The sequence below is a fragment of the Variovorax ureilyticus genome (genome assembly GCF_037889935.1).
In the GTDB taxonomy this organism is placed as follows: domain Bacteria; phylum Pseudomonadota; class Gammaproteobacteria; order Burkholderiales; family Burkholderiaceae_C; genus Variovorax; species Variovorax ureilyticus.
In genome coordinates this window covers 113877-139861 of the sequence record NZ_JBBKZU010000011.1, presented here as the reverse complement: position 1 = coordinate 139861, position 25985 = coordinate 113877, and the positions used below count along the sequence as shown (strand labels likewise).

General features: G+C 66.4%; 23 protein-coding genes. 7 read left to right on the top strand and 16 right to left on the bottom strand.

Translation table 11 applies throughout. The features are described from left to right. Position 1: 1 nt before the first annotated feature. Positions 2–1030: an ABC transporter substrate-binding protein gene (locus WKW77_RS23655; RefSeq protein ID WP_340359328.1), complete on the bottom strand. Its 1029-nt coding sequence runs from the start codon at positions 1028–1030 to the stop codon at positions 2–4. Between the two features lie 396 nt (positions 1031–1426). On the opposite strand from WKW77_RS23655, the gene WKW77_RS23650 reads away from it, so the two are divergent. The 3 genes from WKW77_RS23650 to WKW77_RS23640 are packed head-to-tail and all read left to right on the top strand — an operon-like array spanning position 1427 to position 2962. Beyond that, the gene (locus WKW77_RS23650) at positions 1427–1909 is read left to right on the top strand and encodes an Hcp family type VI secretion system effector (RefSeq protein WP_340359327.1); all 483 of its coding nucleotides are present in this window, start codon (positions 1427–1429) and stop codon (positions 1907–1909) included. Positions 1910–1919: 10 nt separating this feature from the next. Further along, on the top strand, positions 1920–2540 hold the full coding sequence (locus tag WKW77_RS23645) for a peptidoglycan recognition protein family protein (protein WP_340359326.1): 621 nt from the start codon (positions 1920–1922) through the stop codon (positions 2538–2540). Between the two features lie 5 nt (positions 2541–2545). Next, complete coding sequence (locus tag WKW77_RS23640; protein ID WP_340359325.1) at positions 2546–2962, top strand: hypothetical protein; 417 nt, start codon at positions 2546–2548, stop codon at positions 2960–2962. Positions 2963–3079: 117 nt separating this feature from the next. Here the strand turns inward: WKW77_RS23640 and WKW77_RS23635 are convergent, their stop codons facing one another. The 14 genes from WKW77_RS23635 to araD form a co-directional block, all read right to left on the bottom strand. Continuing rightward, positions 3080–3517 (bottom strand): CBS domain-containing protein, encoded by a 438-nt coding sequence (locus WKW77_RS23635; protein ID WP_340359324.1) that lies wholly within the window; start codon positions 3515–3517, stop codon positions 3080–3082. A gap of 47 nt (positions 3518–3564) precedes the next feature. Next, positions 3565–4620 (bottom strand): 2-oxoacid:ferredoxin oxidoreductase subunit beta, encoded by a 1056-nt coding sequence (locus WKW77_RS23630; protein WP_340359323.1) that lies wholly within the window; start codon positions 4618–4620, stop codon positions 3565–3567. Then, positions 4617–6464 carry a 2-oxoacid:acceptor oxidoreductase subunit alpha gene (locus WKW77_RS23625; protein WP_340359322.1) on the bottom strand — a complete coding sequence of 616 codons (1848 nt, stop codon included), beginning with the start codon at positions 6462–6464 and terminating at the stop codon, positions 4617–4619. Before WKW77_RS23625 ends, WKW77_RS23630 begins: the two co-directional genes overlap by 4 nt. Further along, positions 6461–8290, bottom strand: a complete 1830-nt coding sequence (locus WKW77_RS23620) for an FAD-dependent oxidoreductase (RefSeq protein ID WP_340359441.1) — start codon at positions 8288–8290, stop codon at positions 6461–6463. The genes WKW77_RS23625 and WKW77_RS23620 overlap by 4 nt, the downstream gene beginning before the upstream one ends. A 180-nt stretch (positions 8291–8470) precedes the next feature. Beyond that, positions 8471–9286, bottom strand: coding sequence for a class I SAM-dependent methyltransferase (locus WKW77_RS23615; RefSeq protein WP_340359321.1), 816 nt, complete (start codon positions 9284–9286; stop codon positions 8471–8473). Positions 9287–9358: 72 nt separating this feature from the next. Next, positions 9359–10126, bottom strand: a complete 768-nt coding sequence (locus WKW77_RS23610) for an META domain-containing protein (RefSeq protein WP_340359320.1) — start codon at positions 10124–10126, stop codon at positions 9359–9361. Between the two features lie 53 nt (positions 10127–10179). Continuing rightward, positions 10180–10875, bottom strand: a complete 696-nt coding sequence (locus WKW77_RS23605; RefSeq protein ID WP_340359319.1) for a DUF2628 domain-containing protein — start codon at positions 10873–10875, stop codon at positions 10180–10182. Positions 10876–11036: 161 nt separating this feature from the next. Next, positions 11037–12149 (bottom strand): S-(hydroxymethyl)glutathione dehydrogenase/class III alcohol dehydrogenase, encoded by a 1113-nt coding sequence (locus tag WKW77_RS23600; protein ID WP_340359318.1) that lies wholly within the window; start codon positions 12147–12149, stop codon positions 11037–11039. Between the two features lie 67 nt (positions 12150–12216). Beyond that, positions 12217–13158, bottom strand: a complete 942-nt coding sequence (locus WKW77_RS23595) for a 2-hydroxyacid dehydrogenase (RefSeq protein ID WP_340359317.1) — start codon at positions 13156–13158, stop codon at positions 12217–12219. Between the two features lie 26 nt (positions 13159–13184). Then, a complete protein-coding gene (locus WKW77_RS23590; protein ID WP_340359316.1) occupies positions 13185–14168 on the bottom strand; it encodes a Bug family tripartite tricarboxylate transporter substrate binding protein in 984 nt (327 codons plus the stop codon). 13 nt (positions 14169–14181) lie between these two features. Continuing rightward, positions 14182–15177, bottom strand: coding sequence for a Bug family tripartite tricarboxylate transporter substrate binding protein (locus WKW77_RS23585; RefSeq protein ID WP_340359315.1), 996 nt, complete (start codon positions 15175–15177; stop codon positions 14182–14184). Positions 15178–15210: 33 nt separating this feature from the next. Next, positions 15211–16194 (bottom strand): Bug family tripartite tricarboxylate transporter substrate binding protein, encoded by a 984-nt coding sequence (locus tag WKW77_RS23580; RefSeq protein ID WP_340359314.1) that lies wholly within the window; start codon positions 16192–16194, stop codon positions 15211–15213. 39 nt (positions 16195–16233) lie between these two features. Continuing rightward, a complete protein-coding gene (locus WKW77_RS23575) occupies positions 16234–16944 on the bottom strand; it encodes a ribonuclease activity regulator RraA (RefSeq protein ID WP_340359313.1) in 711 nt (236 codons plus the stop codon). Positions 16945–16969: 25 nt separating this feature from the next. Then, entirely contained in the window at positions 16970–18697 is a 1728-nt protein-coding gene (gene araD, locus WKW77_RS23570) for an L-arabinonate dehydratase (protein WP_340359312.1), read from the bottom strand. A 93-nt stretch (positions 18698–18790) separates the two neighbouring features. On the opposite strand from araD, the gene WKW77_RS23565 reads away from it, so the two are divergent. Beyond that, the gene (locus WKW77_RS23565) at positions 18791–19498 is read left to right on the top strand and encodes a GntR family transcriptional regulator (protein WP_340359311.1); all 708 of its coding nucleotides are present in this window, start codon (positions 18791–18793) and stop codon (positions 19496–19498) included. A gap of 21 nt (positions 19499–19519) precedes the next feature. Here the strand turns inward: WKW77_RS23565 and WKW77_RS23560 are convergent, their stop codons facing one another. Then, positions 19520–20932, bottom strand: a complete 1413-nt coding sequence (locus WKW77_RS23560; RefSeq protein ID WP_340359310.1) for a short-chain fatty acyl-CoA regulator family protein — start codon at positions 20930–20932, stop codon at positions 19520–19522. A 132-nt stretch (positions 20933–21064) separates the two neighbouring features. Between WKW77_RS23560 and prpC the strand changes: the two genes are divergently transcribed. The 3 genes from prpC to acnD all read left to right on the top strand — a co-directional run bounded on the left by prpC (position 21065) and on the right by acnD (position 25975). Further along, a complete protein-coding gene (gene prpC / locus WKW77_RS23555; RefSeq protein WP_340359309.1) occupies positions 21065–22213 on the top strand; it encodes a bifunctional 2-methylcitrate synthase/citrate synthase in 1149 nt (382 codons plus the stop codon). Between the two features lie 119 nt (positions 22214–22332). Beyond that, positions 22333–23310 (top strand): tripartite tricarboxylate transporter substrate binding protein, encoded by a 978-nt coding sequence (locus WKW77_RS23550; RefSeq protein WP_340359308.1) that lies wholly within the window; start codon positions 22333–22335, stop codon positions 23308–23310. A 31-nt stretch (positions 23311–23341) separates the two neighbouring features. Further along, a complete protein-coding gene (gene acnD / locus WKW77_RS23545) occupies positions 23342–25975 on the top strand; it encodes a Fe/S-dependent 2-methylisocitrate dehydratase AcnD (protein WP_340359307.1) in 2634 nt (877 codons plus the stop codon). Positions 25976–25985 lie beyond the last annotated feature (10 nt).

Sequence of the window (25985 nt, the reverse complement as noted above, 5' to 3'; positions counted from 1 at the left end):
CTCAGGCCTTCGCGCGAGCTTCGGCCGTGCCCTTGAGCGCGCCGAGCCAGATGACGTCGTCGACCTTGGGCGTGCGGGCGGTGAACTGGCCCAGGTCGGCGTAGGTCGTGATCTGCGACTGCCAGACCGCCGGGTCCATCGTGCCCCATCCCTGGGTCTGCGCGGCGCCGCCCAGTGCATATTCGAGCATCACGTCGATGGCCGCGCGCTCGTCCTCGCGCTTGAGATTGGGGTATTCCTTGACCAGCAGGTCCACCGCCTGGTCGCGATTCGCCTTGGCGTGCTGCCAGCCGCGCGAAGTCGCGCGCACGAAGGCCTCGATCACCTTGGGCTGGGTCTCGATGGTCTTGGTGGTGGCGTAGTACGGCAGTGCGTAGAGCTGCACGCCGGCATCCCACAGCGTGAGGTCGACGCGATCCGGGCCCAGCGCCTTGAGCGCCGTCGTGCTCGTCAGCCAGCCGGTGACCACATCGACCTGCCCGGTCAGCAGCGGCGCCATGTCCGAGCCGACCGTGACCATGGTCACGTCCTTCTCGGCGATCTTGTTCTTCGCCAGCAGCGCACGCAAAAGGATGGCCGCGGTGGACGGAATGCCGACCTTCTTGCCCACGAGGTCGGCGGGCTTGCGCACTGGGTTCTTGCCCAGCGAGAAGAAGGTGAAGGGATGCTTCTGCGCGCCGACCGCGAAGCACTTGATCGGCAGGCCTTGCGAGACGGCCAGCATCACCGAGGGGCTCGACGACACCTGGCCGACTTCGTAGCGGCCGGAGGCGACGATCGCCACGCCGTCGATGTTGGGGCCGCCCGGCTGGATCGCGAAGTCGATGCCCTCCTGCTCGTAGAAGCCCAGGCGCTTGGCGACCACCTCGCCGACCTGGTTGACGCTGGGGATCCAGCCGAGCTGCATGTTGATGCGCGTCCTGCCCTGGGCCAGCGCATCGATCGAGAGAAAGCCCCCGGCCGCGAAGGCGCCAGCGGCAAGCGAGGTCTTGAGCAGGCGGCGGCGTGCGGGGTCGCAAGAGTGGTTCATGACGGGGTTCCTGGTTTGTGGATTCGGGTCGTCTGCCGTGTGGCGTGACCGAAATTTAGGAGGTCCCGGCGTTCTCGCAAAGCACCGTTTTTAGGGACGGGCGATCTAAAAATTAGCGCCGGTAGAAACCCGAGGAAGGCTGCGGCGAGCGTGTGAAAAAACGTCGGCATTCCGGGCGAAGCAGGGGGCCTTTCCACGGGACCTGCGACGGACTGCGTTGCTTGCCCGCTCCTACCTCGGGCCATGTGTGCACAACACTCGGTATTGGCCACCCTTCCAGGTCGGGCGCGAGAATTTTCTCAAAATTGCTTCACGGATTTGAATGCGGGCCTCTATTGCCATAGGCTCAGGTAACGTGCACTCGCACGTCACGCATCAATTATCAGTGGAGGCCTAATGACACAAGACATATTTTTGAAGCTGACCGCCATTTCGGGCGAATCGCTGGACGCGAACCACAAAGATGAGATCGAGGTCATCAGCTGGGTATGGAAGATCAACCAAGATTCGTCCATGCATGTTGGCAGCGGCGGGGGCGCTGGCAAGGCAACGGTCAGCGATCTGAGCTTCGATCACTACCTGGATCGATCCAGCCCCAATTTGCTCAAGTACTGCTTGACTGGCAAGCACATCGATACGGCGACGCTCGTAGTCCGAAAGGCAGGCGGCAATCCGCTTGAGTACCTCAAGATCACGATGGGTGACGTGATCGTGACAGGCGTCATGCCGGTGCTGACCAACACGATGAGGCAGCCGCGAGAAACGATCAGCCTCGCCTTCGCGCGCGTGAAACAGGAATACGTGATCCAGAACCAGCAAGGCGGCTCCGGCGGCACCGTGTCGGCCTCGTTCGACATCCAGCAGAACCGCGAAGACTAAAGGGGCGCCAATGCTTTACATCACAAGGGAAGGCCACGTTGACGCGGAGCGGATCACGGTCAAGATTTTTCCTCGCATCGAACGAGGGGAAATGAGCGCGGTCAACGGAATCGTGGTTCATCAGACCGGCGGTAGTAAGGCGGCAGGAGCGTTTGCCTCATATTCGGACAAAGAACAAATCCCAAATGGTGCACATTTTTTGATAGACAAAGATGGCTCCATTTATCAAACCGCTTCACTCTATAGAGTGACCAATCACGTAGGCATCATGCAGTCTAGGTGCATGATTAATCAGAAATGCACACCGACCGAGCTTAAGCACGCGCGGTCGTTGCTGGCACAGAAACCATTTTCAAAAGGAGCCAAGGCCCTAAGTAGGCACGAAGAGAAAAAGACGTGGCCCGACCGTTTTCCTTCGAACGCTGATTCAATCGGTATTGAATGCGTTGGAGAATCCCCCGGTGAGAGGGGCAGGGAAGGGTTTGTGCCCCTGACCGACGCTCAACAGAACTCGCTGAAATGGCTGATAAAACAACTTGTGGAGACATTGAATGTCTCGATGAGTGAAATTTATAGGCATCCCGAAATAGCCCGAAAGAATGCCACCGAGGCGAGCACGGCAAAATGGTGAGAGCAATGAGAGTTCTAGCCGTTTTTTTTGCTACCGCCTTTTCTGTTTTGATATCGCACGCAAACGAGCGAGCTTTTTTCAATATCAAAATTATTGAATCTGGGGTGAGCGCAAATGAAGATGCGATCTACGTGAAAGGTTGCAAGAGCTTTAAACCGACTCCGAAGCAGATTCAAAGATACTTTCTAAATGCCTATCCCGCGCCGCACTGGTACGGATTGCATGACAGATACAGCCCATGCTTTGCAAATGGGACGGCCGATGCTCCGATATTCGGAAAAGTAAAGTGGGCGGTTGATTCGGGCGGCTTCGGCTCCATTACTTGGGGTGACGATGTAACCGTCTATGTTTTTCATAAGAAGAACGGTTGGTTTGATCCTGCCGCCTGCACGTATGGCCTAGGACACGAAGGTGAGTGTTAGGCCCGTGCTAGGCCCTATAGGTTTGCTGCGTACAACCCCCGAAGACGATTTATGCGTCAACGGGGTCGCGCTATCAACTGCGGACTCGTGTTCGCAGCCCTGGAGCGGAGCAACCGCCTACCCCAGCACGTCGTTGACCTGCTCGTTGAACTCCGTCTGGCTCAGCGCCGCACCAATCTCGCGCGGCAGGGCGTCGCGCACCGAGAACACGCCGAGCACCTTCTTGCCCGACACCAGCGGCAGGTGGCGGAATCCCCGTTCGAGCATCAGCACGACGGCGTCGGATACCAATGTTTCCGGCGTGACACAGATCGGATTGGGTGTCATGACTGCGCGCACGCTCGTGGCGTCCGGGTCGAGCCCTCGCGCCAGCACGCGCGTCATCAGGTCGCGCTCGGTGAGGATGCCCAGAATGCTGTCGGGCGGCTCCATGACGAGCACGCTACCGCAGTTGGCGCGCGTCATCACGCAGGCGGCATCACGCACCGTGGCCTGCGGCGCCAGGCTGGTCACGTGTTTGCGCGAAATGGACTGGAAGACTGTGCGTTCGGCCATGATCCGCCCCTCCGTCGGAAACGCAGTATGGTGCGACTGCTGCTCGCTTAACGCAAGGTGGCGTTGAGCCGCTCCAGCGCCTTCACGCCGGGGCAGAGTTCGGCCGGGCCGAGCGTGTTGAGCGGCCGGTCGACGGTGTTGAGCGCGGTATGCAGGTCGGTCGCGAGCGGGTCGACATAGAGCAGCCCCGTCACGATCTCGCCCATCTCCTGGTGCCGCTGCATATGTGCCATGGCCGCGTAGCGGTCGCCGGGGTTGTAGTCCGGATGCAGGCTGCGCAGGCGCAGCAGCGTGCCGTCGTGCTGGCGCACCTCCATCACCTCGCCCGGCGCCATGTCGACCTTGATCTCTTCGTGCGCGCCGATGAAGTCGATGCGGCTCACCGCCTCGTTGTGCTCGCGCACGTAGTCGTAGCTCTTGGTGCTGCCCGGATGGTTGTTGAAGGCCACGCACGGGCTGATGACGTCGATGAACGCCGCGCCGCCATGGCTGATCGCGCCCTTGATCAGCGGCACGAGCTGCGCCTTGTTGCCCGAGAAGCCGCGCCCCACGTAGGTCGCGCCGAGCTGCAGCGCCATGCCGACGAGATCCACCGGGCTGTCGGTGTTGACCACGCCCTTCTTGCTCTTCGAACCCTGGTCGGCCGTGGCGGAGAACTGGCCTTTGGTGAGCCCGTAGACCCCGTTGTTCTCGACGATGTAGGCCATGCGCACCCCGCGCCGCATCGCATGCGCGAACTGGCCGAGGCCGATGGAAGCCGAATCGCCGTCGCCCGAGACGCCGAGGTACAGCAGGTCACGGTTGGCAAGGTTCGCGCCGGTCAGCACGCTGGGCATTCGCCCGTGCACCGTGTTGAAGCCGTGGGAGGCCCCAAGGAAGTAGTCCGGCGTCTTCGAGCTGCAGCCGATGCCCGAGAGCTTCGCGACGCGGTGCGGCTCGATGTCCAGCTCCCAGCAGGCCTCGATGATCGATGCCGAGATCGAATCGTGCCCGCAGCCGGCGCACAGCGTGGAGATCTTGCCTTCGTAGTCGCGCCGCGTGTAGCCCACCTTGTTGGTGGCAAGGGTGGGATGGTGCATACGCGGCTTGGCGATGTAGGTCATGCACGCTCCTGGTTCACATGCTGGGAGATGGTGTCGGTGATGAATCGCGCCGTGATCGGCGTGCCGTCGAAATGCAGCACGCGCACCAGCCGCGCGGGATCGACGTCGAGCTCGTTGACCAGCAGGCTGTGCATCTGCGCATCGCGGTTCTGCTCGACCACGAACACCTGCTCGTGCTGCGAGAGGAAGCGCGCGACGCTGTCCGGGAACGGAAATGCACGCAGGCGCATCGCGTCGAGATGGATGCCGCGCTCTTCCCGCAAGGCGTCGAGCGCCTCGTGCATGGCCGGGCTGGTCGAGCCGAAATAGATGACGCCGAGCGGCGTCTTCTCGGCCGCCAGTCGCACCACCGGTTGCGGCACCAGCGAGGCGGCGGTCCTGAACTTCCGCAGCAGCCGCTCCATGTTGTAGATGTAGTCCGGACCGCGCTCGGAGTAGCGCGCGTAGGCATCGCGCGTGGTGCCGCGCGTGAAGTAGCTGCCCTTGGTCGGATGCGTGCCCGGCAGCGTGCGCCAGGGGATGCCGTCGCCGTCCACGTCCTTGTAGCGGCCGAAGTCGCGGCCGGCTTCCAGTTCCTCGGCGGTCATCACCTTGCCGCGGTCGTAGGCGCGGCTGTCGTCCCAGGCGAAGGGCGCGCACAGGCGCTGGTTCATGCCGATGTCGAGATCGGTCATCACGAACACCGGCGTCTGCAGCCGGTCCGCGAGGTCGAGCGCGGCCGCCGCATGCTCGAAGCACTCGTGTGGATCCTCCGGGAACAGCAGCACATGCTTGGTGTCGCCGTGCGATGCGTAGGCGCACGCGAGGATGTCGGCCTGCTGCGTGCGCGTGGGCATGCCGGTCGATGGGCCGCCGCGCTGCACGTTGATGAGCGTGACCGGGATTTCCGCGAAGTACGCAAGGCCGATGAACTCGCTCATCAGCGAGATACCGGGCCCCGAGGTCGCGGTGAAGGCGCGCGCGCCGTTCCAGCCCGCGCCGACCACCATGCCGATGGAAGCGATCTCGTCCTCCGCCTGCACGATCGCGAAGCGCTGCTGGCCGGTCGCGGCATCGACGCGGAACTTCGAGCAGTACTTCTGGAAGGCCTCCGCCACCGAGGACGAAGGCGTGATCGGATACCACGCCGCCACCGTCGCGCCGCCGTACACGCAGCCCAGCGCGGCGGCGCTGTTGCCGTCCACGAAGATGCGATCGCCCACCTTGTCCGCGCGCCGCACCTTCAGGCCGATCGGCTCGCGCAGATGCTCGCGCGCGAAGTCGCATCCCAGGTGCAAGGCCTGCACGTTGGAAGCGAGCAGCCTCTCCTTGCCCTTGTACTGCTCGCCGAAGAGCTTCTCGACCACTTCGGGCTCGATGCCCAGCAGCACCGCGAGCGCGCCCACGTAGACGATGTTCTTGAAGAGCTGCCGCTGGCGCGGGTCCTGGTAGACCGCATTGCAGATCTCGGTCAGCGGCATGCCGATGACGCGGATGTCATCGCGGAACTTCGACGGCGGCAGCGCGCGCGTGCTGTCGTAGAACAGGTAGCCGCCGGGCGCCAACTCGGCCACGTCGGCGTCCCAGGTCTGCGGGTTCATCGCGACCATCATGTCGGTGCCGCCGCGCCGGCCCAGGTGGCCTGCCTCGGTCACGCGCACTTCGTACCAGGTCGGCAGGCCCTGGATGTTGCTCGGGAAGATGTTGCGCGGGCTCACCGGCACGCCCATGCGCAGGATGGCCTTGGCGAACAGCTCGTTGGCCGATGCCGAGCCCGACCCGTTGACGTTGGCGAACTTGATGACGAAGTCGTTGACGGCCTCGATCTGCCGCACGATGCCCTTGGGTGGCAAGGTAGCGCTCATGCCGGCACCCCTTCCGGCGCGGCGCGCTTCTCGCGCGACATGGGGCCGGCGGGCGTGGTCTTCAGCAGGAACTTCTGCATGTCCCAGGCGCCGGTCGGGCAGCGCTCTGCGCACAGGCCGCAATGCAGGCAGACGTCCTCGTCCTTGACCATCACGCGGCCGGTCTTGAGGCCGCCGGACACGTACAGGTCCTGCGCCAGGTTGAGTGCCGGCGCCTTCAGCCGCTCGCGCAGATCGGCCTCGTCGCCGTTGGTGGTGAAGGTGATGCAGTCCATCGGGCAGATGTCCACGCAGGCATCGCACTCGATGCAGGCGGTCTCGGTGAACACGGTCTGCACGTCGCAGTTGAGGCAGCGCTGTGCTTCCTTGAAGGCCGTGGCCGCGTCGAAGCCGAGTTCCACCTCCACGCGGATGCTCGCGAGCGCCTTCTCGGCCTTCTCCCAGGGCACCTTGTAGCGCAGGTCGTTCGAGGTGTCGTTGTCGTAGCTCCACTCGTGGATGCCCATCTTCTGCGAGATCAGGTTGGTCATCGGCGGCGGGCGATTCGTCACCGGCTCGCCATGCAGCAGCTTGTCGATCGACACCGCTGCCTCATGCCCGTGCGCCACCGCCTCGATGATGTTCTTGGGACCGAAGGCCGCATCGCCGCCGAAGAAGACGTTCGGCAGCGTCGACTGGAAGCTGCTCTTCTCGAGCTTGGGCAGGCCCCACTTGTCGAACTCGATGCCGCAGTCGCGCTCGATCCACGGGAATGCGTTCTCTTGCCCCACCGCCACCAGCACTTCGTCGCATTCGAAGAAGGCATCGGGCTGCCCGGTCGGCACCAGCTTGCGGTTGCCCTGATCGTCGTATTCGGCGCGCACGATCTCGAAGCGCATGCCGGTAAGCTTGCCGTTGTCGTGCACGAATTCCTTCGGCACGTGGTAGTTGATGATCGGAATGCCCTCGTGCTGCGCGTCTTCCTTCTCCCACGGCGACGCCTTCATCTCCTCGAAGCCGCTGCGCACGATGACCTTCACGTCGGTGCCGCCGAGCCGGCGAGCGGACCGGCAGCAATCCATCGCGGTGTTGCCGCCGCCGAGAACGATCACGCGCTGGCCGATGCTCGTGACGTGGCCGAACGACACGGAGGCCAGCCAGTCGATGCCGATATGGATGCGCTCGGCCGCTTCCTGGCGCCCGGGCACATCGAGGTCGCGCCCGCGTGGCGCGCCGCAGCCGACGAAGATCGCGTCCCAACCCTGGGCCGCGAGTGCCTTCATCGACTCGATGCGCTCGCCGGCACGGAAGGTCACGCCGAGGTCGAGGATGTAGCCGGTCTCCTCGTCGATCACCGATTCGGGCAGGCGGAAGCGCGGGATCTGCGTGCGGATGAAGCCGCCCGCCTTGAGCTCGCCGTCGAACACCGTGACCTCGTAGCCGAGCGGCGCAAGGTCGCGCGCGACGGTCAGCGAGGCCGGGCCCGCGCCCACGCAGGCGATGCGCCTGCCGTTGCGCGGCTCGACCTTCGGCATGCGCGCGCGCACGTCGTTCTTCATGTCGGCGGTCACGCGTTTGAGCCGGCAGATGGCCACCGGCTCGGGGTCTTTCGAATTGCTTTCCTCCACGCGTCCCCGTCGGCACGCGGGCTCGCAGGGCCTGTCGCAGGTGCGGCCGAGGATGCCGGGGAAGACGTTGGAGGCCCAGTTGATCATGTAGGCGTCGTCATAGCGGCGCTGCGCGATCATCCGGATGTACTCGGGGACGGGGGTGTGCGCGGGACAGGCGTACTGGCAGTCGACGACCTTGTGGAAATAGGCCGGGTTGGCGATGTTGGTTCGCTGCAATGCGGTCTCCTGGATGCCGCCCGTTGCCCCGGGAGAAGGCTTCACGGGTCTGGCGCCAGTATGCGCCGCGTGCGTGCGAGCGCAATCTTGGTGGAATCCCGCAGCGTCCCGTCTCAGGGCGCGCGGCCGCGGAAGAGTGCCAAGGTTCTACATGCAGCCGCCCATGCCCGCAGCCGACTGTCAAGCCACGGCGGACCTGCGGCGGCGCACCCTGCGCTTGGTGGCGCGGATGTGCAGCGACAGCGGCGCCACCCGCGTGTCGTCGACCACCGCGTCCGCGTGTCTCGATCCGGTGCCCGCCGTGGGCTCGGCGATCTTGTCGATGTGCAGCCCGGCGCCGAGCACGATGTCGAACCACTGGGTCAAGGTGCGGTGGAAGATGGGCGTCCTGAAAGGCGCGACCCGCTCGCGCTCCTCGGGCTTCAGCGTGGAGAACCACCAGGTGTCCACCCGGCCTTCGGTCGATTCGAAATAGCCGCCGACCTCGATCGCCCGCGCCCTGCCGCTCGCGTCGCGCACCACTTCGCGATGGGGCGGCGCGAAGCACGGATGAAGGATCGAGAACTGCAAGAAGCCGCCGGGCCGCAGGACGCGGCTCGCCTCGTACAAGGCCTGCACCGGGTCCGGCATGTCCATCAGCGACATGAACGCCGTCACGAAATCGAATGAGCCCGCCGCAAAGGGCAGCGCCATGCCGTCGCCGACGCGGTAGTCGATGCCCAGCGGCTCGGCCGCCTCGGCATCGCGCGCATTGCGCACGAAGGTCGGCGCGATGTCGACCGCGGCCATCCGCGCGCCGAGCCGCGCGAGCTGGCGCGTGTTGCTCCCTTCGCCGCAGCCCACGTCGAGCCCCGCGAGGCCGGCCACCGGCGGCAGCATGCCGAAGAAGGCCGGGCTGTTCAGCATGTCGCGGAACACATCGACGCCCAGTCGCGCGAGGCGCGTCCACGCATCCGCATTGGCCTCCCAGAAATAAGCGACATCGTTTGAATTCATAGGTCGAGCCGCGATTTGGAGACAGGCGCCGCGGTGCGTCATCCACAGTGCGAGGGAGGCCGCGGATCGCCCTCAGCCGGCTTCGCGCGTCCCCATCACCGTGCGCTCGCCGTCGGGGCGATGCATGTCGAGGAGCGCGCCGCTGAAGTCCCAGGTGGTGGTCGACTTGAGCGCAGCGAGGAACTGGCGCTCCTGCTGCATGACCGGGTCGGCGCAGGTCCTGCGCGTGGTCGCGATCGGGCCGACCGCGATGCGGTTGCCGTCCACGCTGTAGCTCGCGCGGAAGGTGTTGCAGCCGCTGAAGCCCTTCACGATGCCGTCGCCGAAGGACATCGAGATCGTCGTGTCGAGCATCGGGCTGACGACCGCCTGCCTGCCGTTGTTGAAGCCGGTCACGTTCGAGCGCAGGCCGAGCAGGCTGGGCTTCGGCTCGGCCTTGAAGGTCATCACCGGCTCATCCCCGCGTACCGGCAGCAGCGTGAGACTCTCGCCGCTCAGCATGGGCCGGAAGGTGCCGGCCATCGCCTTGTGCACCGCGCCCTCCACCTTCATCGCGTTGCCTTCGCAGGCCATCATCGAGCCGGCGAGGCGGCCGATCACGAGGCGATCCGGTTGCTTCAGCGTGTAGGTGCCGAAGAAGCGGTTGCAGCCCGAAAACCCTGACACGCGCCCACCTTCGAATCTGGCCGTGACCGACTGCGGCCCGGTGGGAAGGAGGTTCGCATCCAGCCCCTGGACGCCGGTGAGGCGCCAGGTCGGCCCTTCGATCCCCGCCGCCGCGGCGGACACGGACAGCAGCATCGACCCCAGCACCGGAAAGACAGATCGCTTCGCGTTCACTTCGGCTCCTTCGCCCGGGGGCGCGTCGTTCGAAGCGCGATCTTAGTCAGCGGTCAGGACGCGTCCAGCCGATCGGAGATCCCCGAAATGGCCACCTGCTTCGCCTTCATGCGCGCGGCGTAGTCCTGATAGGCCGGCTGCGCGACGGCGGCCACCGTGCCCACCAGCATCGCGGCCGCGATTACGCCGGCGATGAACGGCACGACGCCGCTCGTGCCGCCCTCGCGCGCCACGAGGACGAGCTGCCCTTCCTGGCTGCGGTTGGCCGCCCGCGCGTGCTCGATCACCCGCTCGCAATGCCGGTAGTAGGTCGCGTCGGCCAGAAGCGGCGGCAGGATGAAGATGCCGAGCAGGTACGCCAGGCCGCCGATCGCGACCGCCAAGGGCATGGTCGCGCCGAACATCACCACGGGCACGAGCACGAAGTACGGGAGCACGAAGTAAAGCGTCGCCTTGCCCCACATCTTCCGGTGGACGAGCCAGGCGAAGGTGAAGAAGAAGGCCGGCCAGCGCCAACCGGCCGATGTCCTGCGCTCATGATCGAAGAGCGCGAACTTCGCAAGGTAGTGATCACGATTCTTCGGCCCGACGGCCGCGGCATAGAGCTCTCGAAGGCCCTCACGCTGCTCGCGCGGGTGGTCGAGCGTGCCCAGCAGGGTGGGCCGCGGCCCGGTGCCGCGCCAGGCAGCGGGTTCTCTTCGGATGCCGATGCCGCAGCCCGAACAGAGCGCAAGCGTGGGTCCATTCAACGTACCGCACTGGGCGCAATGCATGACAGCGTGGGCAGAACCGGAGTTGCGAATGGCCGCGTTTATATCTCAACGACTTCGCCCCGGCCAAGTCGAACTTGCCCGGATGCGCCGGCCAACGCGCGGATCGAGGCGCCCCGAAGGCCGCGAAGCGCCGTCGATCAGTCGAAATGGACCACGCTGCGGATCGACTTGCCTTCGTGCATCAGGTCGAACGCCTCGTTGATCTCCGTGAGCGGCATGGTGTGCGTCACGAACGGCGCGAGCTGGATGCGGCCGGCCATGGCGTCTTCCACCATGCCGGGCAGCTGGCTCCGGCCCTTGACGCCGCCGAAGGCGGTGCCCAGCCAGCGCCGCCCGGTGACGAGCTGGAACGGCCGCGTCGAGATCTCCTGGCCTGCGCCGGCCACGCCGATGACCACCGACTGGCCCCAGCCGCGGTGCGCGCACTCCAGCGCCGCGCGCATCACGTTCACGTTGCCGATGCACTCGAAGCTGTGGTCCACGCCCCAGCCCGTCATCTCGACGATCACCTGCTGGATCGGCTTGTCGTGGTCCTTCGGGTTGACGAAGTCGGTGGCGCCGAAGGTGCGCGCCAGATCGAACTTGGACGGGTTGGTGTCGATGGCGATGATGCGCCCGGCCTTGGCGAGCCTCGCGCCCTGGATCACCGCGAGACCAATGCCGCCGAGCCCGAAGACGGCGACCGAATCGCCTTCCTGCACCTTGGCCGTGTTCTTGACCGCACCCAGCCCCGTGGTCACGCCGCAGCCGAGCAGGCAGACCTGCTCGGGGTTCGCATCGGGGTTGATCTTCGCCAGCGAGACCTCAGCCACCACGGTGTACTCGCTGAAGGTGGAGCAGCCCATGTAGTGGTACACCGGCTGGCCGTTGTAGCTGAAGCGGCTCGTGCCGTCGGGCATCACGCCCTTGCCTTGCGTGGCCCGCACGGAGACGCACAGGTTGGTCTTGCCGCTCTTGCAGAACAGGCATTCGCCGCATTCGGCGGTGTAGAGCGGAATGACGTGGTCGCCGGGCTTGACGCTGGTGACGCCTTCACCGACCTCGACGACGATGCCCGCGCCTTCGTGGCCCAGCACGGCCGGGAAGAGGCCTTCGGGATCGTCGCCGGAGAGGGTGAAGGCATCGGTGTGGCACACGCCGGTATGGGTGATCTTGACGAGCACTTCGCCCTTCCTGGGCGGGGCAACGTCGATCTCGACGATCTGCAGGGGCTTTCCGGCTTCGAAGGCGACGGCGGCTCTGGATTTCATGGGGTCTGGTTCCTCGATTCGATGGTCAATGGACGATGGCCGATTTTCGTCCAAGCGCCGCAGGCCATCAGGGAACCGCGACCTTCACACGGCCGTCGGCGAAAAAGCTGCGCAGGTTCTCGATCACGAGATCGGCCATCGCCTGGCGGGTTTCGCGGGTGGCGCTGGCGACGTGCGGCAGCAGCACCACGTTGTCGAGCTTGAAGAAGGCTTCCGGCACTTGCGGCTCCTTGTCGAACACGTCGAGACCGGCGCCGGCAATGCGTCCTTCGCGCAGCGCGTCGAGCAAGGCGGCCTCATCGACCACCGAGCCGCGCGAGATGTTGATGAGGAAGCCCTCCGGGCCGAGCGCTTCGAGCACGCCGGCATCGACCAGCTTGCGCGTCTCGGGCCCGCCCGCGCTCGCGACCACGAGGAAGTCGGCCCAGCGCGCGAGGCCCATCAGCGTGGGCTCGTAGGCATGCGGGCTGTCCGGCAGTTCGCGGCGATTGTGGTAGCGCACCTCCATGTCGAAGCCGCTCGCGCGCCGTGCGATCACGCGGCCGATGCGGCCCATGCCGAGGATGCCGAGCTTCTTGCCGGAGATGCGGGTGGTCAGCGGGTACTGGCCCGTGAGCCACTCGCCGCGCCGCACGAAACGGTCTGCCGCCGAGAAGCGCCGAGCCACGTCCATCAGCAGCCCGAAGGCGGTGTCGGCCACGCAGTCGTTGAGCACATCCGGCGTGTAGCCGACCGGGATGCCGCGCTCGCGCGCACGGGCGACATCGATGGTCTCGTAGCCGACGCCGAAGCTGGAGATCACGCGCAGGTTGGGCAGCGCGTCGATCAGCGCGCGTTCGGCGCCATAGCGGGCCGAACTGGTGAGCCCGACGAACGCGTGGCCGTGCTCTGCCAGCCAGGCGCTGTTGTCCTTGTCCGGATCGAGCACATGCACGTCGTAGTTCTCGGCGAGTGCGCTTTCGAGTTGCGGCAGCAGGCGGCCTTTCTGGAGGATGCGGGGCTTGGTCATGCGTTGGATGTCTTTCGGGTTCGGGTTCATTCGGGCTGGATGCCGGCTTCCTTCGCGACCTTGGCCCACTTGCCCATCTCCTGCGTGATGAAGGCGGAGAACTGCTCGGGCGTGCCGCCCACCGGTTCCACGCCGGCATCCATCAGCCGTTGCTTCGCATCGGGTAGCGCGAGGATGCGCGTCGTCTCGGCAGCCAGCCTGGCGACCACCGGCTTCGGTGTGCCTGCAGGCGCGAGCAGGCCGCCCCAGGTGCTGGTCTCGTAGCCCGGCAGGCCCGCTTCGGCCATGGTCGGCACGTCGGGCAGCATCGCGACGCGCTTCGACGTCGTGACGGCCAGGGCACGCAACTTGCCGGCCTTCACCTGCGTGCTCACCGCCGCGAGCGTGTCGAACATCAGCGAGATGCGGCCGCTCATCAGGTCGGGATGCGCGAGCGTGCTGCCCTTGTAGGGCACATGCACCATGTCGATACCGGTCATGCTCTTGAACAGCTCGCCGGAGAAATGCGGTGCGCCGCCCGAGCCGCTGGACGCGAAGGAGAGCTTGCCGGGGTTCGCCTTGCCGTAGGCCATCAGCTCCTTGAGGTCCTTCGCCGGGAACGACGGCGAGACCACCAGCACCAGCGGAACGACATGCGTCTGCACAACCGGCTCGAAGCTCTTCTGCGTATCGAAGGGCAGCTTCTTCACCATCAGTGGGTTGATGGCGTGGCTGCTGGCAACCAAGGCGAGCGTGTGTCCGTCCGGCGGGCTCTTGGCGACGAAATCGGTGCCGATGATCCCGGTTGCCCCGGCCCTGTTGTCGATCACCACCGGCTGGCCCCAACTGTCGGACATCTTCTGGCCGATGAGCCGCGCGGCCAGATCGATCGCGCCGCCAGGCGAGGCGGGCACGACGATGGTCATCGGCTTGGTCGGGAAGGTCTGCGCGCGTGCCGGTCCGAGGGCGGCGAGTGTTGCGATTGCCGCGCAGAGGACCGGCGCGATCACGAGCTTTCGGCGTTGGATCATCAGGTCGCTCCGCTCATTCGATACGTACATTGCCCGCCTTGATCACGCGCGCATAGCGTTCCTTGTCGGCATTGATGGTCGCCTGCAGCTCGGCGGGCGTCGTGCCGCGCGGCGTGGCGCCTTGCGCGATGAGCTTTTCTTTCACGTCGGGCAAGGACACCACTTCCTTCACCGCGGCCGAGAGCTTGTCGATGATCGGCTGCGGCGTGCCTGCGGGTGCCAGCAACGCGACCCACGAACCCGAGTCGGCATTGGCGATGCCCTGCTCCGCAAGCGTCGGCACATCGGGCATGCCGGGCGATCGGGTCGGGCTGGTCACCGCGAGCGCGCGCAGCTTGCCGGTCTTCACGTAGCCGGAGGTCTCCAGGATCGAGGCAAACAGCATGTCGACATGCCCGGCCATCAGGTCCGCCATCGCCGGGCCCCCGCCCTTGTACGGCACGTGCCTGAGCTTCGCACCGGTGGCCTGCTGGAAGATCTCCGCGGTCAGATGCGGCGAGCCGCCGTTGCCGGAACTCGCGAAGGTGTACTTGTCCGGCTCGGCCTTGGCGAGCGCAACCAACTCCTTCGGCGTCTTGGCGGGCACCTTCGGATTGACGACCAGCGCGAAAGGCAGGTCGGCAAACAGCGAGATCGGCGCGAAGGCCTTGTCCGCGTCATAGGGCATCTTGGGATAGAGCGACTGGTTGATCGCCTGCGTGCCCACATTGCCTACCAGCAGCGTGTAGCCGTCGGGTTTGGCCCTGGCGACCGCTTCGGCACCGACGAGACCGCCCGCGCCGGTTCGGTTGTCCACCACGAAGGTCTGATTGAGCATCTCGCCCAGCTTGGTGGCGAGGATGCGCGCCGCGATGTCGGTGCCGCCGCCGGGTGCGAAGGGCACGACGACGGTGACCGTGCGTTCGGGGTAGTTGGCCTGCGCGTGCGCGGCCATGGGCGCGAGGGCGGCGCCCAGGGTGCCGAGCGCCAGGGCCACGATCGACCGGCGCGCGAATCTGCTTGTCTGCATGCTTGCCTTTCTGGAGTGTGCGAAAAGACCGGCTCAGTCGGCGGTGGCGCCCGACTTCTTCACGAGCTCGGCCCAGCGCGGGATCTCGCGCGCCATGAAGTCGCGCAGCTCCTCCGGCGAGCTGCCGACGAGTTCCATCGCGAGCTGGTCGTGCAGCTTGGCCTGCACGTCCGGCTGCTTCAGCGCGCTGACGATCTCGGCGTTCAGGCGATTGACGATCGGGCGCGGCGTGCCCTTGGGCACATAGACCGCCTGCCACGACGACATCTCGAAGTTGGGCAGGCCCGACTCGATCATGGTGGGCAGGTTCGGCACCAATGCGATGCGCTTGCTGGTGGTCACCGCGAGCAGTTTCAGCTTGCCGCTCTGGACCAGCGGCATCGCGGCGGTCACCTGGTCGAACATGAAGGGCACGAGGCCGGCGGCCACATCGGTCATCGCGGGCGGCGTGCCCTTGTAGGGCACATGGGTCAGCTTGACGCCGATCTGGTCCGCGAAGAGCTCGCCCGCAAGATGGGTCGAGGTGCCCGCACCCGACGACGCGAACGTGCGCTTCGACTCGTCCTTCTTGAGCAGCGCGATCAGGTCCGCCACGGAGTTCACGCCGAGCTGCGCATTGACGATGAGCACATTGGGCAGCCGGGCGACGAGCGACACCGGCTCGAAGTCCTTCATCGGGTCGTACGGCAGCTTCTTGTAGAGGCTCGGGTTGATCGCGTGCGTGCTGATGGTGCCGCCGAACAGCGTGTAGCCGTCCGGCGCCGCTTTCGCGACATAGGCCGCACCGACGCCGCCGGCCTGTCCGGGCCGGTTGTCGATGACGATCGACTGCTTGAGGTTCTCGGCCATCTTGTTGGCCAGCGTGCGGCCGACGATGTCGGTCGATCCGCCGGCGGTGAACGGCACCACGTAGGTGATCGGCTTGGCGGCGGGCCAGTCGGCGGCCTGCGCGTGCATCGCGGCAAAGGTCGGCAGTGCGCAGGCTGCGGCAAGCAGCGCGCGGCGAAGGAAGGTCATGGTTGTCTCTCTTTGTGGTGATCTTTTCTTGTCGGACGCTCAGCGCCCCTTCGCCTCTCGCCAGGCGGCGAAGTCGATGCGAGACTGCTCTTCGGTCGGCGGGTAGAGGCCAAGGATGGTCCGGCCCTCCATCACCTTCTCCTGCACGAAGTCCTCGAACGCGGTCATCTCGGTGGCCTCCGCCGCGATCTCGTCGGCGATGGCGGCCGGGATCACGATCACGCCTTCGGCGTCGCCCACGATCACGTCGCCGGGCCAGACCGGCGCATCGCCGCAGCCGATCGGCACGTTGATGTCGATGGCCTGATGCAGCGTGAGATTGGTCGGCGCGCTGGGCCGCGTGTGATACGCGGGGAACGGCAGCTTGGCGATGTCGGGGCTGTCGCGAAAGCCGCCGTCGGTCACCACGCCGGCCGCGCCGCGCTTCATGAGGCGGGTGACGAGGATGCCGCCGGCAGAGGCTGCGCGCGCGTCCTTGCGGCTGTCGATCACCATCACGGCGCCCGGCGGGCACTGCTCGACGGCCTGTCGCTGCGGATGCTGGCGGTCGAGGAACACGCTCAGCGGGTTCAGGTCCTCGCGCGCCGGGATGTAGCGCAGCGTGAACGCCTCGCCCACCATGTTCGGCAATCCAGCGTTGAGCGGGCGCACGTCCTGGATGAACTGGTTGCGCAATCCGCGCTTGAACAGCGCGGTGCAAAGGGTGGCGGTGCTGACCTTCATCAGCTGCTCGCGGGTCTTGGGGTTCACTGGCTCGTCTCCGTGACGTGTGGATTCAGAAGATGTCGGGCTCGGGCACCGGCTTGCCGAAGCTGGTTTCGAGGAAATCGAAGTCGCAGCCGGCATCGGCCTGCAGGATGTGGCGGCCGAACATCCAGCCGTAGCCGCGTTCGTAGCGCGGCGGTGGCGGTGTCCATGCGGCGCGTCGGTCGGCGAGTTCGGCGTCGCTGATCTCCAGGTGGATGCGCCGAGCCGGCACGTCGACGGTGATGCGGTCGCCGGTCTTCGCCAGGGCGAGGGGCCCGCCGATGGCGGCTTCGGGCGAGCAGTGCAGCAGGCAGCCACCGTAGCTGGTGCCGCTCATGCGTGCGTCGCTCAGGCGCAGCATGTCCTTCACGCCCTGCTTGAGCAGCTTGGTCGGGATGGGAAGCATGCCCCATTCGGGCATGCCGGCGCCACGCGGGCCGGCATTGCGCAGCACGAGGATGTCGTCGCCGGTCACATCGAGGTCGGGATCGTCCACCGCTTTCTTGAGGCTCGGATAGTCGTCGAAGACGATCGCGCGCCCGGTGTGCTGCAGCAGGTGCGGCGCGCAGGCGCTGGGCTTGATCACCACGCCGTCGGGCGCGAGGTTGCCGCGCAGCACCGCGAGCGCGCCTTCGGCATAGATCGGGTTGTCGAGCGGACGAATGACGTCGTCGTTGTAAACCTCCGCGCCTGCGATGTTCTCGCCGATCGTGCGGCCGTTGACGGTCATCGCATCGGTCTTCAGGTGGCCGCGGATGCGCTCCAGCATCGCGGGCAGGCCGCCGGCGTAGAAGAAGTCCTCCATCAGGTAGGCATCGCCGCTCGGCCGGATGTTGGCGATGACCGGCACGCGGCGGCTCGCGGCGTCGAAGTCGTCGAGGCTCACCGGATGGCCCGCTCGGCGCGACATCGCGATGAGATGAATGATCGCGTTGGTCGAGCAGCCCATCGCCATGGCGCAGGCGATGCCGTTCTCGAAGTTGGCGCGCGTCAGCATCTTCGCGGGCGTCAGGTCGTCCCACACCATCTCGACGACGCGGCGGCCGCATTCGGCGCTCATGCGGATGTGGTTGGCATCCGCCGCCGGAATGCTCGAAGAACCCGGCAGCGCGAAGCCGACCGCTTCGGCAATACCCATCATCGTCGCGGCGGTGCCCATGGTCATGCAGGTGCCGTGGCTGCGCGCGATGCCGGCTTCCATCTCGTGCCAGGCCTGGTCGGAGAGGCGCCCTGCCCTGCGCTCGTCCCAGTACTTGAAGGCGTCCGAGCCGGAGCCGAGCACATGCCCGCGCCAGTTGCCGCGCAGCATCGGGCCGGCCGGCAGGTAGATGAAGGGAATGCCCATGCTGAGCGCACCCATCGTGAGCCCCGGTGTGGTCTTGTCGCAGCCGCCCATGAGTACCGCGCCATCGACCGGGTGGCTGCGCAGCAGCTCTTCCGTCTCCATCGCGAGGAAGTTGCGATAGAGCATCGTGGTGGGCTTGACCATGCTCTCGGACAGCGAGATCGCCGGCAGTTCCAGCGGAAAGCCGCCGGCTTGCAGGATGCCGCGCTTGACGTCGTCGACGCGCTGCTTGAAGTGCGCGTGGCACTGGTTGGCGTCGCTCCAGGTGTTGACGATCGCGATCACCGGTTTGCCGGCCCAGTCGGCGGGCGCATAGCCCATCTGCATCACGCGGGAGCGGTGGCCGAAGGAGCGGAAGTCGTCCGGTGCGAACCACCGTGCGCTGCGCAGGGAATCGTAGGTGCGCTTCATGAGTGGGAAAGCCGTGCGAGGCGGGCCTTGTCTCGTTGTGATGGAGGAATTAAAACACTAATATATTAGTACGTCAATGCGAGAATCCCGGCGATGAGCACCCTTCCGAAAGTCCGACTCGACCGCTCCCGGCACGCCGCGCCGCAGGTGCTTGAAAAGCTGCGCGACGCCATCCTGTCGCTCGAACTCGAGCCGGGCACCGTGCTGGCCCGGCAGGAACTGGCCGAGCATTTCGGCGTCAGCCAGACGCCGGTGCGCGAAGCCCTGCTGCGGTTGAGCGAGGAAGGCCTGGTCGATGTCTTTCCGCAGCATGCGACGCTGGTGAGTCGCATCGATCTCGCTGCGGCGCGGCAGGCGCACTTCCTGCGCCGCTCGATCGAGCTGGAGATCGTCCATCAGCTCGCCGAGGACGCACCGCCCGGCCTGGTGGAAGACCTCGAGGCCCAGATCGCCCGCCAGGCCGCATTGGCCGCCGCGCAACAGTACGGCGACTTCGTCGAAGCCGACCGCAGGTTCCACCAGCTGATGTACGAAGCCGCAGGCGTCGCCGGCCTGTGGGACATGGTGGCCCGCATGTCGGGCCATGTGGACCGCCTGCGCCGCCTGCACCTGCCGACCGCGGGAAAGACCGAGGCCATCCTGCGCGACCATCGCGCGATTGCGCAGGCCATCAAGCGCGGCGACGCGCCGGGCGCGCAGAAGGCATTGCGCAAGCATCTCTCCGGCACGCTCAGCGCCGTCGCGGAAATCTGCGCGCGCTATCCCGACTACATCGAAGCCGAAGAAGCGCAGCCTGCGTAGCGGCCGGTCACGCCGGGCGCATCAGTCCTCGACCCCATAGGGCGTGAAGCGGCTCTGGTTCTCGTCGACATCCAGCGGCCGCCCGACGAAGGGAAAGGCCCGCTGCGGGCAGTCCGCTCGCTCGCAGACCTTGCATCCCATCCCGATCGGCGTCGCCGCTTCCGGATCGCGCAGGTCGAGTCCCTTGGCGTAGACCAGACGCGGCGCGTGCCGGATGTCGCACCCGAGCCCGATCGAGAACATCCTTTGCGGCGCGCCGTACCCGCCCTGGCGGCTGGTCACCGTGCGTGCGATCCAGAGATACGAGCGCCCATCCGGCATGCGCGCCAACTGCGGAAGGATGCGCCCGGGCTGCACGAACGCCTCGTACACATTCCACAGCGGACAGGTGCCCCCGGTGCGGCTGAAATGGAAGTGCGTCGCCGACTGCCGCTTGGAGATGTTGCCCGCCCGATCCACCCGCACGAAGAAGAAGGGCACGCCGGGCGCACCGGGTCGCTGCAGGGTGCTGAGCCGATGGCAGACCGTCTCGAAGCCCACGCCGAACTGCTGTGCGAGCAGGTCGATGTCATGGCGCAGCCTTTCCGCCGCCTGCAGGAACTTCGCGTACGGCAGGAGCAAGGCGCCCGCGAAATAGTTGGCCAGCCCGATGCGCGCCAGGTGGCGCGAGGGCGCATCCTCCGCGAAGGGCGACGCGGCAACCAGCGAATCGATCAGCGCCGAATGCTCGATCAGGGCGAGCTGGGTCGCGAGCTGGAACACCTGCTGGGCCGGGTCCAGCGCGGCCGACAGGCGCAGCGTTCGCGTTGCAGGATCGAAATGACGCTTGCCGCCATGCCCCTCCGCGACGGGGACCACCCGCACCTTGTGCTGCCGCACCAGTCGCTGGATCAGCCAATCCGCCAGCAAGGGACCGGTCGCGCCCGACTCACCAGCCAATCCCTCGGCTCGACGGTCGACGTCGTCGAAGTAGTTCCGGTTGGCAAAGAAGAAGTCCCGCACCGCTTCGAAAGGCATGGTGCGCGGCGCAGCGAGTTCGGATCGATCGTCGCCCATGCGCAGCGCCATGGTCTCCAGCTGCTCCTGCGCCGCGAGGGTTCGTCGGTGCAATGCGATCAGTGCGCGGCCCAGCGCGGGCATCTGCGAGGCCAGCTCCTGCAGTTCGGGAAGCGCGACCGGCTCCGGCGCATCCGCCAGCGCCTCGCGCAGGCCGGCCACGAGGCGCGCCTCCTCGTCTTCGGAGAACTGCTGGATGTCCACGCCCAGCGCGCGATGGATCTTCAACAGCACCGCGACGGTCAGCGGGCGCTGGTTCTGCTCGATCTGGTTCAGGTAGCTGGGCGACAGGCCCAGCGCCTGCGCCAGGGCGACCTGCGACAGGCCGCGTTCGGCACGCAGCTTGCGCAGGCGCACGCCCATGAATGTCTTCTTCATCTTCGGGTCCGTGGTCTTGGGCGCGCCAGTCGCGTCGGATTCGCAATCTTCGCAACTTCGCCGATTCTCATTCGCAAGGATTCACCTTTTCAGTCATTGGAGACGACTGACATTCTGCGTAAATTGCGAAGCATGACAACCCTCTCGACCTTCAAGCCGAAGAAATCCGTGGCCCTCTCCGGCGTCACCGCCGGCAACACCGCGCTGTGCACCGTCGGGCGCAGCGGCAATGACCTGCACTACCGCGGCTACGACATCCTCGACATCGCCGAGGTGTGCGAGTTCGAGGAGATCGCCCATCTGCTGGTGCACGGCAAGCTGCCCACGCGGGCCGAACTGCGCGCCTACAAGAACCGGCTGAGGGCGATGCGCGGCCTGCCGGCGAGCGTCAAGGAAGCGCTCGAGCGCCTGCCGGCCAGCGCGCATCCGATGGATGTGATGCGCACCGGCGTCTCGGCGCTCGGCTGCATCCTGCCCGAGAAGGACGACCACAACATCGCCGGTGCGCGCGACATCGCGGACCGGCTGATGGCCTCGCTCGGCTCCATGCTGCTGTACTGGTACCACTGGAGCACGCAGGGCAAGCGCATCGATGTCGAGACCGACGACGACTCGATCGGCGGCCACTTCCTGCATCTGCTGCACGGGCGCAAGCCTTCTCAGGCGTGGGTCGGCGCGATGCACACCTCGCTCAACCTGTATGCCGAGCACGAGTTCAACGCCAGCACCTTCACGGCGCGCGTGATCGCGGGCACCGGCAGCGACATGTACTCGGCCATCGCGGGTGCGATCGGCGCGCTGCGCGGGCCGAAGCACGGCGGCGCGAACGAGATCGCGTTCGAGATCCAGAAGCGCTACGACAACCCCGACGAGGCCGAGGCCGACATCCGCCGCCGCGTCGAGGCCAGGGAAGTCGTGATCGGCTTCGGCCATCCGGTCTACACGGTGAGCGATCCGCGCAACGTCGTCATCAAGGGCGTGGCGAAGCGGCTCTCGGACGAAGCCGGCTCGACCCGGATGTTCGACATCGCGCAGCGGCTGGAGTCGGTCATGTGGGAAGTCAAGAAGATGTTCCCCAACCTCGACTGGTTCAGCGCGGTGAGCTATCACCTGATGGGCGTGCCGACCGCGATGTTCACGCCGCTCTTCGTCATCGCGCGCACCAGCGGCTGGGCCGCCCACGTGATCGAGCAGCGCATCGACAACAAGATCATCCGCCCGAGCGCCAACTACACCGGCCCCGAGGACCGGACGTTCGTTCCGCTCGACGAGCGCCAGTGACACGCGGGAAGGAACCGGCGGCTCGACGGCTTGGCCCCCGGCGCCGGCAGGCGGCTAGCATGTGGTCGGGACGCACTCGGAGCGGCCCGCCCCACGACGACAACACTGGAGACAGAGTCATGACGCTTAGCCGCCGCACGTTTTCCGCAGCCATCGCAAGCCTCGGCATTCCCCTGCCGCTGATCGCGCGTTCGCAGGACGCATTTCCCACCAAGCCGATTCGCATCGTCTGCCCCTTCGCACCCGGAGGCGGCTCCGACTTCATCGCCCGAGTGGCGTCCAACCTGCTCAGCAAGTCGCTGGGCCAGAGCGCGATCGTCGACAACCGGCCCGGTGCCGGCGGCACGCTCGGAACCGAGTACGCGCTGCACACGCCCGCCGACGGCTACACGCTGCTGCTCATCGCAGGGAGCTACACGGTCAACCCGTCGCTCTACAAGCTGCGCTTCGATCCGGTGGCCGACATGACGCCGGTGATCCAGCTGTCCAGGGGCGCGTATGTGGTCTGCATCAATCCGAACAAGGTGCAGGCGCGCAATCTGCAGGAGCTGCTGGCCTTTGGCCGGCAGAACCCCGGAAAGCTGACTTTCGCGTCAGCCGGCAACGGCAGCCACCTCCACATCGCAACCGAATACATGTTCGGCATGGCCAACGTCAAGGCCACGCACGTGCCCTACAAAGGCACCGGCCCGGCGGTCACCGATCTGGTGGCGGGCAATGTCGACATGCTGGTGGCGGGCACGGAGGCATTGATGCCCCACGTGAAGTCGGGGCGGCTGCGCGCGCTGGCCGTCACCACGGCACAGCGACTGCCCGCCTACCCGGACATTCCCTCGGTGGCCGAGTCCGGGCTGCGCGACTACGACGTCGTCGCCTGGCATGGGCTGATCGCGCCCAAGGGGGTGCCGCCCGCCGTGATTGCCAAGATCAACGGTGCACTCAATACGGGGCTGAAGGCCCCCGAGCTGGTGGCCCAGCTCGATCCCACGGGCGTATCGCCGGCAGGCGGGACGCCCGAACAGTTCGGCGATCTCATCAAGGTCGAGATCCCGCGTTACGCCAAGGTCGCGAAAGACAACAACATCAAGGCCGAGTGAGTTCGGGCGGCAACGGCCGCCCCCCATTTCCATGAATCATCTTCATCGCCAGTCCCTCCCCGCCACCCGGCTCGACTACTACGACGCGCGCGCTGCGGTCGACGCGCTGCGGCCCGGCGCGTGGGCCGCGCTGCCCTACACCGCGCGCGTCCATGCCGAGAACCTCGTGCGCCGCGCCGATCCGGCGCATCTCCCGGACTACCTCGCGCAGTTGATCGAACGCCGCCGCGACATGGACTTTCCGTGGTATCCGGTGCGCGTGGTCTGCCACGACATCCTGGGCCAGACCGCGCTCGTCGATCTGGCCGGCCTGCGCGATGCAATCGCAACGCAGGGCGGCGACCCGGCCGCGGTGAACCCGGTGGTGCCGGTGCAACTGATCGTCGACCACTCGCTGGCGGTGGAGTGCGGCGGCTTCGACCCCGACGCTTTCCGCAAGAACCGCGAGATCGAGGACCGACGCAACGAAGACCGCTTCCACTTCATCGAGTGGACGAAGAAGGCCTTCGACAACGTCGACGTGATCCCGGCGGGGAACGGGATCATGCATCAGATCAACCTCGAGAAGATGTCGCCGGTGGTCTACGTGCAGGACGGCGTGGCCTTCCCCGACACCTGTGTCGGCACGGACAGCCACACGCCGCACGTCGACGCGCTGGGCGTGATCGCGGTCGGCGTCGGCGGGCTGGAGGCCGAGAACGTGATGCTGGGCCGCGCGTCGTGGATGCGCCTGCCCGACATCGTCGGCGTCGAGCTCACCGGCCGCCGCCAGCCGGGCATCACCGCCACCGACATCGTGCTCGCGCTGACCGAATTCCTGCGCAAGGAAAAAGTGGTCGGCGCCTACGTGGAGTTCTTCGGAGAAGGCGCCGAGAGCCTCTCGATCGGCGACCGCGCGACGATCTCCAACATGTGCCCGGAATATGGCGCGACCGCGGCGCTCTTCTACATCGACCGGCAGACGATCGACTACCTCAGGCTCACCGGCCGCGACGAAGCGCAGGTGGCGCTGGTCGAAACCTATGCGAAGGCCGCGGGCTTCTGGGCCGATGACCTGAAGACGGCGCAGTACGAGCGCGTGCTGCACTTCGACCTTTCCACGGTCGTGCGCAACATGGCCGGCCCGTCCAATCCACATCGCAGGCTGCCGGTGTCGGCGCTGGCCGAACGCGGCGTCGCCGACGAGGCCAAGCTGCTCGCGGGCAAGGCGGACGAGTCCCGCGGCCTGATGCCCGATGGCGCGGTGATCATCGCGGCGATCACGAGCTGCACCAACACCAGCAACCCACGCAACGTGATCGCCGCCGCCCTGCTGGCACGCAACGCGAATGCGCGCGGGCTCTCGCGCAAGCCCTGGGTCAAGAGTTCGCTCGCCCCGGGTTCGAAGGCGGTGGAGCTGTATCTGAAGGAAGCGAAGCTGCTCGGCGAACTGGAGCGGTTGGGCTTCGGCATCGTCGCCTTCGCCTGCACCACCTGCAACGGCATGTCAGGCGCGCTCGACCCGGAGATCCAGCAGCAGATCATCGATCGCGACCTCTACGCAACCGCCGTGCTCTCGGGGAATCGCAATTTCGACGGGCGCATCCATCCCTACGCGAAGCAGGCGTTCCTCGCATCGCCGCCGCTGGTGGTGGCTTATGCGATCGCAGGCACAATTCGCTTCGACATCGAGCACGATGTGCTGGGCCTCGATCCGCAAGGCAACGAGGTGAGGCTCAGGGACATCTGGCCCAGCGACGAGGAGATCGACGCCATCGTCGCTGCCAGCGTGAAGCCCGCGCAGTTCCGCGAGGTGTACGAGCCGATGTTCGCCATCCGCGCCGACAGCGGCGAGCGCGTGGCGCCGCAATACGACTGGCGCGCCATGTCCACCTACATCCGTTGTCCGCCCTACTGGGACACCGAGGGTGTGGGCGCGCTGGCAGCCAACCCCCGCACGCTCACCGGCATGCGGCCGCTGGCGCTGCTGCCGGACAACATCACGACCGACCACCTGTCGCCTTCGAATGCGATCCTGCCGGACAGTGCGGCCGGCGAGTACCTGTCGAAGATGGGCCTGCCCGAAGAGGACTTCAACTCCTACGCCACGCATCGAGGCGACCACCTGACGGCCATGCGCGCCACCTTCGCCAATCCGCAACTCGTCAACGAGATGGCCGTGGTCGATGGCGTGGTGAAGAAGGGTTCGCTGGCGCGCGTCGAGCCCGAAGGCAAGATCGTGCGCATGTGGGAAGCCATCGAGACCTACCTGAACCGCCGGCAGCCGCTGATCGTCATCGCCGGCGCCGACTACGGCCAGGGCTCGAGCCGCGACTGGGCCGCCAAGGGCGTTCGTCTGGCGGGCGTCGAGACGGTGGTGGCGGAAGGCTTCGAGCGGATCCACCGCACCAACCTGATCGGCATGGGCGTGCTGCCGCTGGAGTTCCTGCCGGGCACCAGCCGGCTCACGCTCTATCTTGACGGCACGGAAACCTATGACGTGGTCGGCGAACGCACGCCGCGCGCCGCGCTGAACCTGCTCGTCCACCGCCGCAACGGGGAGACCGTGCAGGTGCCGGTGCTGTGCCGGCTCGACACGGCCGAGGAAGCCTCGGTCTACGAGGCCGGCGGCGTGCTGCAGCGTTTCGCGCAGGACTTCCTCGCCGCATCCGCCCAGGCGGCCTGAACGGAAAAAC